The organism is Pseudomonas sp. PVC-5-1 (assembly GCF_057444345.1).
In genome coordinates this window covers 5,374,516-5,389,146 of sequence record NZ_CM172024.1, presented here as the reverse complement: position 1 = coordinate 5,389,146, position 14,631 = coordinate 5,374,516, and the positions used below count along the sequence as shown (strand labels likewise).

General features: G+C 63.9%; 9 protein-coding genes. 8 read left to right on the top strand and 1 reads right to left on the bottom strand.

Annotation, left to right across the window (positions count from 1 at the left end; all coding sequences use genetic code 11):
- Positions 1-173: 173 nt before the first annotated feature.
- Positions 174-2,624, bottom strand: a complete 2,451-nt coding sequence (locus tag AC2T3R_RS24555) for a penicillin-binding protein 1A (RefSeq protein WP_486745305.1) — start codon at positions 2,622-2,624, stop codon at positions 174-176.
- A gap of 207 nt (positions 2,625-2,831) precedes the next feature.
- Between AC2T3R_RS24555 and pilM the strand changes: the two genes are divergently transcribed.
- The 8 genes from pilM to gltB all read left to right on the top strand — a co-directional run bounded on the left by pilM (position 2,832) and on the right by gltB (position 14,612).
- Positions 2,832-3,713 carry a type IV pilus biogenesis protein PilM gene (gene pilM / locus AC2T3R_RS24550; protein WP_410951914.1) on the top strand — a complete coding sequence of 294 codons (882 nt, stop codon included), beginning with the start codon at positions 2,832-2,834 and terminating at the stop codon, positions 3,711-3,713.
- The gene (locus AC2T3R_RS24545; protein ID WP_486744381.1) at positions 3,710-4,246 is read left to right on the top strand and encodes a PilN domain-containing protein; all 537 of its coding nucleotides are present in this window, start codon (positions 3,710-3,712) and stop codon (positions 4,244-4,246) included. Before pilM ends, AC2T3R_RS24545 begins: the two co-directional genes overlap by 4 nt.
- A gap of 11 nt (positions 4,247-4,257) precedes the next feature.
- On the top strand, positions 4,258-5,259 hold the full coding sequence (locus AC2T3R_RS24540; protein WP_486745304.1) for a pilus assembly protein PilP: 1,002 nt from the start codon (positions 4,258-4,260) through the stop codon (positions 5,257-5,259).
- Complete coding sequence (locus AC2T3R_RS24535) at positions 5,183-6,451, top strand: type IV pilus secretin PilQ (protein ID WP_486745303.1); 1,269 nt, start codon at positions 5,183-5,185, stop codon at positions 6,449-6,451. Before AC2T3R_RS24540 ends, AC2T3R_RS24535 begins: the two co-directional genes overlap by 77 nt.
- A gap of 4 nt (positions 6,452-6,455) precedes the next feature.
- Complete coding sequence (gene aroK, locus AC2T3R_RS24530; protein WP_015272136.1) at positions 6,456-6,974, top strand: shikimate kinase AroK; 519 nt, start codon at positions 6,456-6,458, stop codon at positions 6,972-6,974.
- 96 nt (positions 6,975-7,070) lie between these two features.
- Positions 7,071-8,168 carry a 3-dehydroquinate synthase gene (gene aroB / locus AC2T3R_RS24525; protein WP_013974602.1) on the top strand — a complete coding sequence of 366 codons (1,098 nt, stop codon included), beginning with the start codon at positions 7,071-7,073 and terminating at the stop codon, positions 8,166-8,168.
- Between the two features lie 15 nt (positions 8,169-8,183).
- On the top strand, positions 8,184-9,794 hold the full coding sequence (locus tag AC2T3R_RS24520) for an SPOR domain-containing protein (protein ID WP_410951912.1): 1,611 nt from the start codon (positions 8,184-8,186) through the stop codon (positions 9,792-9,794).
- A 372-nt stretch (positions 9,795-10,166) separates the two neighbouring features.
- Positions 10,167-14,612, top strand: a complete 4,446-nt coding sequence (gene gltB, locus AC2T3R_RS24515; protein WP_322265035.1) for a glutamate synthase large subunit — start codon at positions 10,167-10,169, stop codon at positions 14,610-14,612.
- Positions 14,613-14,631: the final 19 nt, after the last annotated feature.

Sequence of the window (14,631 nt, the reverse complement as noted above, 5' to 3'; positions counted from 1 at the left end):
GGCTTTTTGTTTGGCGGTGCGCCATGCTGCTATTTTTGGCTGCCTGTCGGATTCTGGGGCTGCTTTGCAGCCCATCGCGACACAAGGCCGCTCCCACAAGGGCTAGGCGTTTCCTGTGGGAGCGGCCTTGTGTCGCGATAGGGGCGCAAAGCGCCCCCCGGCTTTACATCTGGTCAGAACAGGTCCATCGGCGCCGCTTCATCCGCCGGCAGCGGGCTGCCCGGTGCTGCGCCAGTGCCCAGTTCGTCCACCGACGGCGGCGAGTCCTCGGCCTTGAACAGCTCGAAGTAGGCATTCGGCGTGCTCGGCGAAGCGGCACGGCCGCTGACCGGATCGACGCGCAGGCTGAGGATGCCTTCCGGCTCCGCCGGCGCATGCTCAGGCTTGTCCTTGAGTGCCGCGCCCATGAAACTCATCCAGATAGGCAGTGCCGCCGTGCCGCCGTATTCGCGGCGCCCAAGGGTTTCGGGCTGGTCGAAGCCGACCCACACGGTGGTCACGTAGTCGGCGTTGTAGCCAGAGAACCAGGCGTCCTTGGACTCGTTGGTAGTACCGGTCTTGCCTGCCAGGTCGGTGCGGCCCAGGGCCAGCGCCCGGCGTCCGGTGCCGCGCTTGATCACGTCCTGCAGCATGCTGGTGAGGATGTAGGTGGTGCGACCGTCGATGATCCGCTCGGCCACGGCCGGCGCCTGCGGTGCAGAAGCCACCTGGCTGAAGGCAGCGGGTGCCTCGCCAGGCATGGCGGTTGTGCTGATCGGCTGTTCGGGCGCGGCCACACCCGCCTGGTCCTCGGCACCTTGCGGTACCCGAGCCGGGTTGGCGGTGAACAGCGTCTCGCCGCTGCGGCTTTCGATGCGTTCGATCAGGTACGGGGTGATCTTGTACCCGCCGTTGGCAAAAGTACTCCAGCCTGTGGCGATTTCCATAGGGGTCAGGGTGGCGGTGCCCAGTGCCAGCGACAGGTTGCGTGGCAGGTCCTGCTTGTTGAAGCCGAACTTGGCGATGTAGTCGATGGTACGGTCCACGCCCATGGCCTGCAGCAGGCGGATCGACACCAGGTTGCGCGACTTGTACAGCGCTTCGCGCATACGGATCGGGCCAAGGAAGGTATTGGTGTCGTTCTTCGGTCGCCAGACTTTGTCCAGGTACTCGTCGACGAACACGATTGGTGCATCGTTGACCAGGCTGGATGCGGTGTAGCCACTGTCCAGTGCGGCGCTGTAGATGAACGGCTTGAAGCTCGAGCCCGGCTGACGCTTGGCCTGCATGGCGCGGTTGTAGTTGCTCTGCTCGAACGAGAAACCGCCGACCAGGGCGCGGATGGCGCCGTTGTAAGGGTCAAGGGTGACCAGCGCACTCTGCGCGCCAGGTACCTGGCTGAACTTGAACTTGCCATCTTCCAGGCGCTGCACGCGCACCAGGTCGCCAACCTGGGCCACATCTGCCGGTGACTGCGGCGCACGGCCCTGGGAGTTGCTGTTGATGAACGGGCGCGCCCATTTCATGGTGTCCCAGGCCACCTGCTCTTCCTGGCCGCTGCGGGTCAGCACCTTGAGGCCGGTTTTTTCGACCTGGGTGACGATGACCGGCTCCAGGCCGCCGAGGCTGCGCTGCTTGCCCAGTTCCTGCAGCCAGGCTGCCTGGGTGCGGCCCGGGAAGCGTGCTTCGGGGCCGCGGTAGCCGTGGCGCTCATCGTAGTCGGAGAGGCCGTTGAGAATGGCCTTGTTGGCCATTTCCTGCATGTCGCTGGGCACCGTGGTAGTGACGCGGAAGCCTTCGGTGTAGGCGTCGCTGCCGTAGCGACCGACCATTTCGGCGCGGGCCATTTCGGCGATGTAAGGCGCATTCACTTCAGGCGTGGGCACGTGGTAGCTGGCGTTGAGCGGCTCGGCCAGGGCCGCCTGGTAACTGGCTTCGTCGATCTTGCCCAGCTTGTACATGCGGCCGAGGATCCAGTCGCGGCGCTCTTTGGCGCGTACCGGGTTGGCCAGCGGGTTGAAGCGCGAGGGTGCCTTGGGCAGGCCGGCGATCATCGCCATCTGCGCCAGGCTCACGTCGCGGATCGACTTGCCGTAGTACACCTGCGCGGCGGCATCGATACCGTAGGCGCGGTTGCCCAGGTAGATCTTGTTCACGTACAGCTCGAGGATCTCGTCCTTGGTCAGCTCACGCTCGATCTGCAGGGCCAGCAGGATTTCGTTGGTCTTGCGCGAGAAGCTGCGCTCGCTGGTGAGGAAGAAGTTCTTCGCCACCTGCATGGTGATGGTACTGCCGCCGGTCTGGATATGGCCGGTTTTCACCAGCTGGGTCGCGGCGCGCATCAGGCTGCTGGGGTCGACACCGTAGTGATTGAGGAAGTTGTCGTCCTCGGCCGACAGAAGCGCCTGGATGAATTGTGGGGGAATTTCCTCGAAGCGGATCGGTGAGCGACGCATTTCGCCGAACTCGGCAATCAACTTGCCGTCGCTGCTGTACACCCTGAGGGGGATCTGCAACTGGATGCTTCTGAGCGACTCGACCGAGGGCAGGTTGGGGCTAAGATACAGAAACGCACCGCTCACACCGAGTACGAGCGCGCAGATGACTGCGACGGAAGACCACCAGAAGAACTTCAGCAGACGTATCAAGGCTTTTCGGTGTCCAGGTTGGGAGTGGATTGCACGCAGGTCCGGCGGACCAAAAAACGCTGGGCATTATAAGCATTTTTTCGCCTCTCCGGGTTACCGGCCAGGCTGCCCGTCGCCTCGATGGGCAGGCGCGGCCTAGTGCTGACGCGGGGTTGGGGCAGGTAGCCGCGAAGGATGGCGGCGACAGACAACAAGGATGCCACGATGCTAGGACGCTTCGGCAAGGATGCCGGTTCACTCGTGGGGGTGGAAATTGCCCCTGACTCCGTTCGGATTGTGCAACTGCAGCGGCGTAACCGGCGCTGCCGGGTGCTTGCCTCGGTACAAGAGCCGTTCGAATCATTGGCTGGCAGTGATTGGGCGGCAGAGCCTGGCGCCGTGGCGGCTGCCTTGAGGCGCGCCTACAGGCGCAGCGGCCTCAGGCAGCGCCGGGTCGCGCTGGCACTGCCGGGTAACCAGGTGATCTGCAAGCTGTGCCACCTGCCAGTGGAACAGGGCGGTGCAGAAGTGGAGGCGCAGCTGCTGGCTGACGCCGAACGGCTGTTTCCATTTCCGCTGGAAGACCTGGCCCTGGATTTTCAGGTCCTGGGAGGTTCTCGCGTCCAGGCAGGCTGCGCCGAGGTGATGGTGGCTGCGTGTCGGCAGAGTGCACTGGCGCCACTTGAGGGCATCGTCGAGGAGGCCGGGTTGCAACTGGAGGCCGTGGAGGTCGACAGCATTGCCTTGGGGCGCATGCTGCCGCTGGCCAGGCACCAAAGCTCGGCGTTGCTGCGTATCGAGGCGCACAGCACCATTCTTTATGGCTGGCATTCGGGGCAGCCTCAGCAACGGCGTGAGCTGAGCCTGGGGCTGTCGACGATAACCGGGGCGCTGCCAGAGCGCCTGCTGGCCTTGCTCGCCGGTGAGCCTTTGCCGGAATGCCTGTTGATTGCCAGCTGTTCTCCGGTCGAAGCGGGCCAGTTGCAAAGCCTCGGCTCCCAGCTGAACCTTCCGTGTCGCCTGGTGCCTGACCTGGCGCGCCTGGAACACGTCGATCGTGCGATGATTCTGGCTTGCGCCCTGGCTCTCGGAGGATTGCGTCGATGATGCGGCTGAACCTTCTGCCCTGGCGCGAACGGCAGCGCCAAGCGGCGTTGCGGTCTTTCCGCAGGCAACTGGTCGCCGGCGCTCTACTGGCCCTGTGTGGCGTGATGTTGGTCGACCAGCTGGCCCGCCAGCGCGGGGAGCAGCAGGCGCTGGCCAGTACCCGGCACCAGGCAGCCCTTGAAGTGTTGGGCGAGCAGTTGCAGCCGCTGGCCGATGTGCATGCGCAGCATGAGGCGCTGCTGGCACGCGCGGCGGCGCTGGAAGCACTGCGCGCCCATCAGGATGTGCTGGCCGGGGTGTTCGCTGACCTCGAGCGGGCGTTGCCGGTGGGTGTGCAACTGCTCGACCTCAGCCTGGAAGATGGCAATTTGCACATGACCGGGCTGGCCAAGTCAGGTGCCGTGGTCGCGCAGTTCATGCGTGACCTGAGCCGCTCGAGTGCGCTGGTTGGTCTGGAGCTCAAGCGCATCAGGAGCCTGCCAGGCGGCGATGAATTCCTGCTGGGGGCGCGCGTTTCGGCGTTCTGGTCGTGAATGCTGCGCAGGTGCTCGGCTGGCTGGCCATGGCCGAGAGCTCCAGCCGCTTCAGGCAGCTGGCGCCAGTGCTGGTGGCCTTGGCGCTGTTCGGCCTGGGCTGTGCCATACGTCTGCCTGCAGCGCTGCAACAGCAGGCGCAGGAGGAGGCTCGGCACGCCGAGTTGCACGAACGGCATTCAGCCGGCGCGGTGCAACTGGCCGAGTTGGAGCAACTCCACGCGTCGGTAACCATCGCCGAGCAACGCTTGCGCGAGGCGCACTGGCACCTGGCGGCCGGTGAGGGCATGAGTGACCTTCTCGAGCGTCTGGCGGCTTCGGGGCACGCGCATGGCTTGCTGATCGAGCGCTTCGACGTTCATGAAGACGAACAGCAGGCCGGTTTCCGCCAGGTGCCGCTGGAGCTACAGGTGGTGGGGCGATACGCGGCATTGCGCCAGTGGCTGGGTGACTGGTTGGGCCAGGCGCGTGTTTTGCGTAGTGGTGACCTGCAACTGGCTCCAGCAGATGGCAAGCCTGGGCTGCTGCGCCTGCAGTTGCGGGTTGATGCCTATCAGGCGCTGGCGCCAGTGCCGCAGCCTGCGATGCTAGCGCGCATGCCAGCCAGGGGCGGGACGGCAGCGCCCGCAGTCGACCCGTTTGCGCCTGGAGCGACGCGATTGTCGGCCAGCGGGTTGGCCGGCGTGCCTTTGGCGCAACTGGAGATGGTCGGCAGCCTGTCACGTGGAGCGGAACACGAAGCACTGCTGATGGCGGCGGGCAGGCTCTATCGCGTACGCCCTGGGGACCGGGTCGGGCGTGATCAGGGGGTGGTGGCGAGAGTTGATCAATCCCAGGTCGAAGTACGCGAACGGCTGTTCATGGCCGGGGGGTGGCATGAACGCACGGCGTTCATCACGCTGGCAAAGCACCTGGGCAAGGAGGCCCCGGATGACGATGAAAAGATTGATGAAATGGATGCTGGCAGCCCTGCTGCCGTTCCCGCTGGCGTCGGCAATGCCTTATCAGGGTGAACCACTGTCGCTGAACTTCCAGGATGTGGAAGTGCGCTCGGTGCTGCAGGTGCTGGCTGACTATGCCGGTGTCAACCTGGTTGCCAGCGATGCCGTGCAGGGTAGCGTCACCTTGCGCCTTGAGGATGTTCCATGGGACCAGGCGCTGGATCTGGTGCTGCGCAGCAAGGGCTTGGCCCGGCGACAGGAGGGCAATGTGCTGCTGGTGGCGCCCGCGGCGGAGTTTGCCGCGCAGTCTGTCGATGCCCACGTGGGCCAGGCGCTGGATGCACAGTTGCAGCCGTTGCGTCGGGAGCTGTTGCCCATTCATCACGCCAAGGCCGCCGATCTGGCAGAGCTACTGCTGGCGAGCCTGGCGGATGACGGCATCCTCACCGGTCGGGGCAGCCTCAGTGTCGATGAGCGCACCAATACGCTGGTGGTGTACCAGCCGGCAGACCGCCTTGCCGAGCTGAGGCAACTGGTGGCGCAGCTGGATGTGCCGGTGCGTCAGGTGGCGATCGAGGCACGTATCGTCGAGGCCAACGTCGATTACGAGAAAAGCCTGGGGGTGCGCTGGGGTGGGCCGCTGTATGTCGAGAGCCCGCGCCCGGGCAAGGATCTGTTCGTCGATCTCGGGGTGGAGCGGGTGGGTGGCAGCATCGGCCTGGGCCTGTTGCGTGGCGATGTGCTGCTCGACCTGGAACTCAGTGCCATGGAAAAGAGCGGCAACGGCGAAATCATCTCGCAGCCCAAGGTGGTCACGGCCGACAAGGAAACGGCCAGGATCCTCAAAGGCACCGAGGTGCCGTACCAGGAAACCAGCAAGAGCGGCGCCACCTCGGTAGCGTTCCGCGAAGCCTCGTTGTCGCTGGAAGTGACCCCGCAGATCACCCCGGACAACAAGGTGATCATGACCGTCAGGGTGACCAAGGACGAGCCGGATTACGTCAATGCCTTGAACAACGTACCGCCGATCCGCAAGAACGAGGTCAATGCCAAGGTTCGCGTGACGGACGGAGAAACGATCGTGATCGGTGGCGTGTACTCGACTTCGCAAAACAATGTGGTCGACAAGGTGCCATTTTTCGGCGATCTGCCGTATGTTGGGCGGCTGTTTCGACGCGATGCATTACAAGAGAAAAAATCCGAGCTGCTGGTCTTCCTGACTCCGCGTATCATGAGTGACCAGGCGATTGCTGTGAGTCGTTGATTCTGTGCGAAATTTGATACTTGTGGGGCCCATGGGTGCTGGTAAAAGCACCATCGGACGCCTATTGGCCAAAGAGCTGCGCCTGCTGTTCAAGGATTCCGACAAGGAAATCGAACTGCGATGCGGCGCCAACATCCCGTGGATTTTCGACAAGGAAGGCGAGCCGGGTTTCCGTGACCGCGAGCAGGCGATGATCGCCGAGCTGTGCGCACTCGATGGCGTGGTCTTGGCGACCGGCGGTGGCGCGGTAATGCGCGAAGCCAACCGCAAGGCCCTGCACCAGGGTGGCCGGGTGATCTATCTGCATGCTTCGGTCGAACAGCAGGTTGGTCGCACCGCGCGTGATCGCAATCGCCCCCTGTTGCGCACCGCCAATCCCGAGGCGACCTTGCGCGCCCTGCTGGAAGCCCGCGACCCGCTCTACCGCGAGATCGCCGACCTGGTGGTAGAAACCGACGAGCGGCCGCCACGCATGGTGGTGATCGATATTCTCGAGCGCTTGCAGCAGTTGCCGCCCCGTTAGCCCGGGACTATTCTCGGCCACCAGCGCCGAGGCGAGGTTCAACGTAACCGCGTAGGTGCCCGAGCGGCGCCGCGCCCAAGTACATTGTGGGGATACATGCAGACACTAAAGGTCGACCTGGGCGAGCGTAGCTACCCGATCTACATTGGCGAAGGCCTGCTGGACCAGCCTGAGCTGCTGGCGCCGCACATTGCCGGGCGGCAGGTTGCCATTGTTTCCAATGAGACCGTCGCGCCCCTGTATCTCGAACGCCTGAGCAAGACCCTGGGGGCCTATTCGGTGCTGCCGGTGGTATTGCCCGATGGCGAAGCCCACAAGAACTGGGAAACCCTGCAGCTGATCTTCGATGGCCTGCTGACTGCACGGCACGACCGCCGCACCACCGTGGTTGCCCTGGGCGGCGGCGTGATCGGTGACATGGCCGGCTTCGCTGCCGCCTGCTACCAGCGCGGCGTCGACTTCATCCAGGTGCCGACCACTTTGCTGTCCCAGGTCGACTCCTCGGTCGGCGGCAAGACCGGCATCAACCACCCGTTGGGCAAGAACATGGTCGGTGCCTTCTACCAGCCCAATGCGGTGCTGATCGACACCACCAGCCTCAAGACCCTGCCGTCGCGCGAGCTGTCCGCAGGCCTGGCCGAAGTGATCAAGTACGGCCTGATCTGCGACAAGCCGTTCCTCGCCTGGCTCGAGGACAATATGCAGGCACTGCGTGCCCTCGACCCGGTGGCGTTGACCGAAGCCATCCGCCGCTCCTGTGCGGCCAAGGCCGCGGTGGTGGGTGCCGACGAGCGCGAGTCTGGCGTACGCGCCACGCTGAACCTGGGGCATACCTTCGGGCATGCCATCGAGACCCACATGGGTTACGGCGTGTGGCTCCACGGCGAAGCCGTGGCGGCGGGCACGGTGATGGCCCTGGAGATGTCCATGCGCCTTGGCTGGATCGACCAGGCCGAGCGCGATCGCGGAATCCGCCTGTTGCAGGACGCAGGTTTGCCGGTGGTGCCACCACAGGAAATGACCCCGGCGCATTTCATGGAGCACATGGCGGTCGACAAGAAGGTGCTCGACGGCCGTCTGCGTCTGGTGCTGCTGCGCCAGATGGGCGAGGCCGTGGTGACCGACGACTATCCGAAAGAGATTCTACAGGCCACGTTGTCGGCGGATTACCGCGCGATCGTGGCCCAGCTTTGAGGTTGTGACAGCGCAATGACCAGTTTGCATGCCGATGAGGCCTTTCTCGACCATTACCAGTTGAGCCATGATCCGTTCGCGCCCCGTGTGCCCGGCTTCAAGTTCTTCCCGGCCCAGCGCAAGCCCGTGCTCGGCCAGCTGCATCACCTGGCGCGCTACAGCCAGCTGATGCTGGTTGTCACCGGCCCGCTGGGCAGTGGCAAGACCCTGCTGCGCCAGGCCTTGGTGGCCAGTACCAACAAGCAGGCGGTGCAGAGCGTGGTGGTGTCCGCCCGTGGCGCCAGCGATGCCGCCAGCGTACTCGGCCAGGTTGCACAGAACCTGGATGTGGCCGAGGCCGAAATGCAGGCGATCCTGGCCAAGGTGGTGCAACTGGCACTGACCGGCCAGGAAGTGTATTTGCTGGTGGACGATGCGGAACAACTCGACGAGTCGGCACTCCAAGCGTTGCTGGAATTGGCGGCGGGTGTACCGGAAGGGCGCCCGCACGTGTTCCTGTTCGGTGAGCCGTCGCTGATTGCCGGGCTGGACGAGATCAATATCGAGGAAGAACGCTTCCACATCATCGAACTCGCCCCCTACAGTGAAGAAGAAACCCGCGAGTACCTGGAGCAGCGCCTGGAAGGTGCTGGCCGGGGCATCGAGGTGTTCAGCCGTGAACAGATCGTCGATATCCATGAAAACTCCGACGGCTGGCCTGGCAACATTAACCAGGTCGCCCGTGACACTTTGATCGAAGCCATGATCGCCAGCCGCTCGACGGCCAAGCGACCATCCATGGGGTTCAAGATGCCTAAAAAACATGTGCTCGCGCTGTCCGCTGTGGTTGTGGTCGCCGTTGCGGCCGCGGTGTTGATGCCGAAGAAAGGTGACAAGGCACCTGCCGAAGCGCCGGCCGCCCAGGCCCAGCTGCCGCTTGGCGAGGGCCAGGCCAATGGTGGCAATCCCGCCATCGAGTTCTCGGGTTCGTCCCAGCCGATGCCGCTGCCGCTGGTTGGCCAGTCGCAGCCGGTTATGCGCGAGCCACTGGCCCAGGCCGCGGGCATGGGCGAGGGTGAAGAGGGCAGCCCGGCCGGTGATACCGCCCTGCAGCCAGGCAACCCGCCGCCAACCGTGACCACCATCGCGCCGCCGCAAGGTGTGCCAGCGGGCCCGGCACCGGTACCTGCCCAGCCAGTACAGACGCCACCGCAGCTGGTTGCGCCTGCGCCAAAACCTGTCGCAACCCAACCTGCCAAGCCGGTTGCGCCTGCCAAGCCTGCACCAGCACCAACCCAGGTCGCCGTGGCCAAGCCGGCCGCCAAGCCTGTCGAGAAGCCGGCAGCCGGTGGCAGCGGCAACAGCGGTTGGTACGCTGTGCAGAAACCGGGCAATTACGTGGTGCAGATCCTGGGTACCAGCTCCGAGGCTTCGGCTCAGGCGTTCGTGAAGGCTCAAGGTGGCGACTATCGCTACTTCAAGAAAAACCTGCAGGGCAAGCCGCTGTACGTAGTCACTTACGGCAACTTCGCCAACCGCGACGCAGCGGTTGCGGCAATCAAGAACTTGCCAGCGAAGGTCCAGGCTGGTAAACCTTGGCCACGTACCGTCGCCAGCGTCCAACAAGAGCTGGCCTCGGCCCGCTGATACCTTCCGGGCGGCACCACCCCGCCGCCCAGTTGCTGAGCGATTACTGACTTTCGACTAGCCTGCTGCGTTGTCACGCGGCAGGCTTTTCTGTCCCAGGCTGCCGGCCACAAGCCTTACTTGCAGTCATGGCTGAAACGCTTCAGACTCGAGCCAAGCCGCTATCACGGCGCATGGCGCAAAAACATTCAAAATTGCGACATAAATTTTCAATGGTGAGACATGAAAATTTGTGGGCATTGCTGTCGCTGTGCAACAATGGTTTTCCATGGCCACCGCAAAAAAGCTGGCGTTTGATCGGCGTGGATGGTAAGTGGTTGTTAAAAAAGAGATTTACCTCCGTTGAGAGGTGAACCTGGTGAGAATGTGTCTATGAAAACAGGTCTGTACCATCCCGAAGAATTCAAGGACAACTGTGGTTTTGGCCTGATCGCCCATATGACGGGCGAACCGAGCCACCACCTTCTGCAAACCGCCATGCAGGCACTGACCTGCATGACCCACCGCGGCGGTATCAACGCCGACGGCAAGACCGGTGACGGTTGCGGTCTGCTCATGCAGAAGCCCGATCAATTCCTGCGTGCCGTGGCCCAGGAGCACTTCGCCGTCGAGCTGCCCAAGCAGTACGCCGTCGGCATGGTGTTCTTCAACCAGGACCCGGTCAAAGCAGAAGCCGCCCGCGCCAACATGGACCGCGAAATCCTCGCTGCTGGCCTGAAACTGGTTGGCTGGCGCAAGGTGCCGATCGATACCAGCGTGCTCGGCCGCCTGGCCCTTGAGCGCCTGCCACAGATCGAGCAGGTGTTCATCGGCGGTGAAGGCCTGAGCGACCAGGAGTTCGCCATCAAGCTGTTCAGTGCCCGTCGCCGTTCGTCCGTGGCCAACGCCCACGACGCCGACCACTACATCTGCAGCTTCTCGCACAAGACCATCATCTACAAAGGCCTGATGATGCCGCGCGATCTCGCGGCCTTCTACCCGGACCTGGGTGACGAGCGCCTGCAAACCGCGATCTGCGTGTTCCACCAGCGCTTCTCCACCAACACCCTGCCGAAATGGCCGCTGGCGCAGCCGTTCCGCTTCCTCGCCCACAACGGCGAGATCAACACCATCACCGGCAACCGCAACTGGGCCATGGCCCGTCGCACCAAATTCGCCAACGACCTGATCCCCGACCTCGAAGAGCTCGGCCCGCTGGTCAACCGCGTCGGCTCCGACTCCTCTAGCATGGACAACATGCTGGAGCTGATGGTCACTGGCGGCATCGACCTGTTCCGTGGCGTGCGCATGCTGGTACCGCCAGCTTGGCAAAACGTCGAGACCATGGACGCCGACCTGCGTGCCTTCTACGAATACAACTCCATGCACATGGAGCCGTGGGATGGCCCGGCCGGTATCGTCATGACCGAAGGCCGCCATGCGGTGTGCCTGCTCGACCGTAACGGCCTGCGCCCGGCGCGCTGGGTGACCACCAAGAACGGCTACATCACCCTGGCGTCGGAAATCGGTGTATGGGACTACAAGCCCGAGGACGTCATCGCCAAGGGCCGCGTTGGCCCGGGCCAGATCTTCGCCGTGGACACCGAAACCGGCCAGATCCTCGACACTGACGCCATCGACAACCGCCTGAAGTCGCGCCACCCGTACAAGCGCTGGCTGCGTCAGCACGCCACGCGCATCCAGGCGACGCTGACCGATGACCAGGGCGTGGCCAGCTACGACGCTGACCAGCTCAAGCAGTACATGAAGATGTTCCAGGTCACCTTCGAAGAGCGTGACCAGGTGCTGCGCCCGCTCGGCGAGCAGGGCCAGGAAGCGGTCGGCTCGATGGGTGACGACACGCCGATGGCCGTTCTGTCGCAGCGCGTGCGTTCGCCGTACGACTTCTTCCGCCAGCAGTTCGCCCAGGTGACCAACCCGCCGATCGACCCGCTGCGCGAAGCGATCGTCATGTCCCTGGAAATCTGCCTGGGCGCCGAACGCAACATCTTCCAGGAATCCCCCGAGCACGCTTCGCGGGTAATCCTAAGCTCGCCGGTCATCTCGCCCGCCAAGTGGCGTTCGCTGATGAACCTGGAGCGCGAAGGTTTCGACCGCCAGCTGATCGACCTCAACTATGAAGAGAGCGTCGGCCTGGAAGCGGCCATCCGCAACATCGCCGACCAGGCTGAAGAAGCAGTGCGCGCTGGCAAGACCCAGCTGGTGCTGAGCGACCGCTACATTGCCCCTGGCAAGCTGCCGGTGCACGCCTCGCTGGCCGTTGGTGCGGTACACCACCGCCTGACCGAACAGGGCCTGCGTTGCGACAGCAACATCCTGGTGGAAACCGCCACCGCCCGCGACCCGCACCACTTCGCCGTGCTGCTGGGCTTCGGTGCCTCGGCCGTTTACCCGTACCTGGCCTATGAAGTGCTGGCTGACCTGATTCGTACCGGCGAAGTGCTGGGCGACCTGGACGAAGTCTTCAAGTACTACCGCAAGGGCATCTCCAAGGGCCTGCTGAAGATCCTGTCGAAGATGGGTATCTCCACCATTGCCTCGTACCGTGGTGCGCAGTTGTTCGAAGCCATCGGCCTGTCCGAGGAAGTGGTCGGCCTGAGCTTCAAGGGCGTTTCCAGCCGCATCAAGGGTGCGCGTTTCGCAGACCTGGAAAGCGACCAGAAGCTGCTGGCAGCCGAAGCCTGGAGCGCGCGCAAGCCGATCCAGCAAGGCGGCCTGTTGAAGTTCGTTCACGGTGGCGAGTACCACGCCTACAACCCGGATGTGGTCAACACCCTGCAGGCTGCCGTGCAGCAGGGCGACTATGCCAAGTTCAAGGAATACACCACGCTGGTCGACCAGCGTCCGGTGTCGATGATCCGCGACCTGCTGAAGGTGAAAGTGGCTGACCAGCCGCTGCCGCTGGAGCAGATCGAGCCGCTGGAGGCGATCCTCAAACGCTTCGACTCCGCCGGTATTTCGCTGGGTGCACTGTCGCCGGAGGCTCACGAAGCGCTGGCCGAGGCGATGAACCGCCTGGGCGCGCGTTCCAACTCTGGCGAGGGCGGTGAAGACCCGTCGCGCTACGGCACCATCAAGAGCTCGAAGATCAAGCAGGTGGCCACCGGCCGCTTTGGCGTGACCCCTGAGTACCTGGTCAACGCCGAAGTGTTGCAGATCAAGGTTGCCCAGGGCGCCAAGCCCGGTGAAGGCGGCCAGCTGCCAGGCGGCAAGGTCAACGGCCTGATCGCCAAGCTGCGTTACGCGGTACCGGGCGTAACCCTGATCTCGCCACCGCCGCACCACGACATCTACTCGATCGAAGACCTGGCCCAGCTGATCTACGACCTCAAGCAGGTCAACCCGCAGGCCCTGGTTTCGGTCAAGCTGGTGGCAGAAGCCGGCGTCGGCACCATCGCCGCCGGTGTGGCCAAGGCCTATGCCGACCTGATCACCATCTCCGGCTACGACGGTGGTACCGGTGCTTCGCCGCTGACCTCGATCAAGTACGCCGGCGCCCCATGGGAGCTGGGCCTGGCCGAGACCCACCAGACCCTGCGCGGCAACGACCTGCGCGGCAAGGTACGGGTACAGACCGACGGTGGCCTGAAGACTGGCCTGGACGTGATCAAGGCAGCCATCCTCGGCGCCGAAAGCTTCGGCTTCGGTACCGCGCCGATGATCGCCCTGGGCTGCAAGTACTTGCGCATCTGCCACCTGAACAACTGCGCTACCGGCGTGGCCACCCAGAACGACAAGCTGCGCAAGGACCATTACATCGGCACCGTCGACATGGTGATCAACTTCTTCACCTTCGTCGCCGAAGAAACCCGTGAGTGGCTGGCCAAGCTGGGCGTACGCAGCCTCGGCGAGCTGATCGGCCGTACCGACCTGCTCGACGTGCTGCCAGGCGACACCGAGCGCCAGCAGTACCTGGACCTGACGCCGCTGCTGGGCAGCTCGCACATCCCGGCTGACAAGCCGCAGTTCTGCGAAGTCGACAAGAACCCGCCGTTCGACCAGGGCGAGCTGGCCGAGAAGATGGTGGAAATGGCCATGCCGGCCATCCGCGACCAGGCCGGTGGCGAGTTCAGCCTCGACATCTGCAACTGCGACCGCTCGATCGGTGCGCGGGTCTCGGGTGAAATCGCCCGCCTGCACGGCAACCAGGGCATGGCCGCGGCACCGATCACCTTCCGCTTCAAGGGCACTGCGGGCCAGAGCTTCGGCGTGTGGAACGCTGGTGGCCTGAACCTGCACCTGGAAGGCGATGCCAACGACTACGTCGGCAAGGGCATGACCGGTGGCAAGGTCACCATCGTGCCGCCAGCCGGCAGCCCGTTCGAAACCCAGCACAGCGCCATCGTCGGCAACACCTGCCTGTACGGCGCCACTGGCGGCAAGCTGTTCGCCGCCGGTACTGCTGGCGAGCGCTTCGCTGTACGTAACTCCGGCGCCCACGCTGTTGTCGAGGGCACTGGCGATCACTGCTGTGAGTACATGACCGGCGGCTTTGTCTGTGTGCTGGGCAAGACCGGTTACAACTTCGGTTCTGGCATGACTGGCGGCTTCGCCTACGTGCTCGACATGGACAATACCTTCGTTGACAAGCTCAACCATGAGCTGGTGGAAATCCAGCGTATCAGTGGTGAAGCGATGGAGGCCTACCGCAGCCACCTGGCGCGGGTCCTTGCCGAGTACGTGGAAGAGACCGGCAGCGAGTGGGGGCGTGAGCTCTCGGAGAACCTGGACGACTACGTGCGGCGCTTCTGGCTGGTCAAGCCGAAGGCAGCCAACCTGAAGCAACTGCTGTCCAGCACCCGTGCCAACCCGCAGTAACAACAGCTGCAAGTGACGG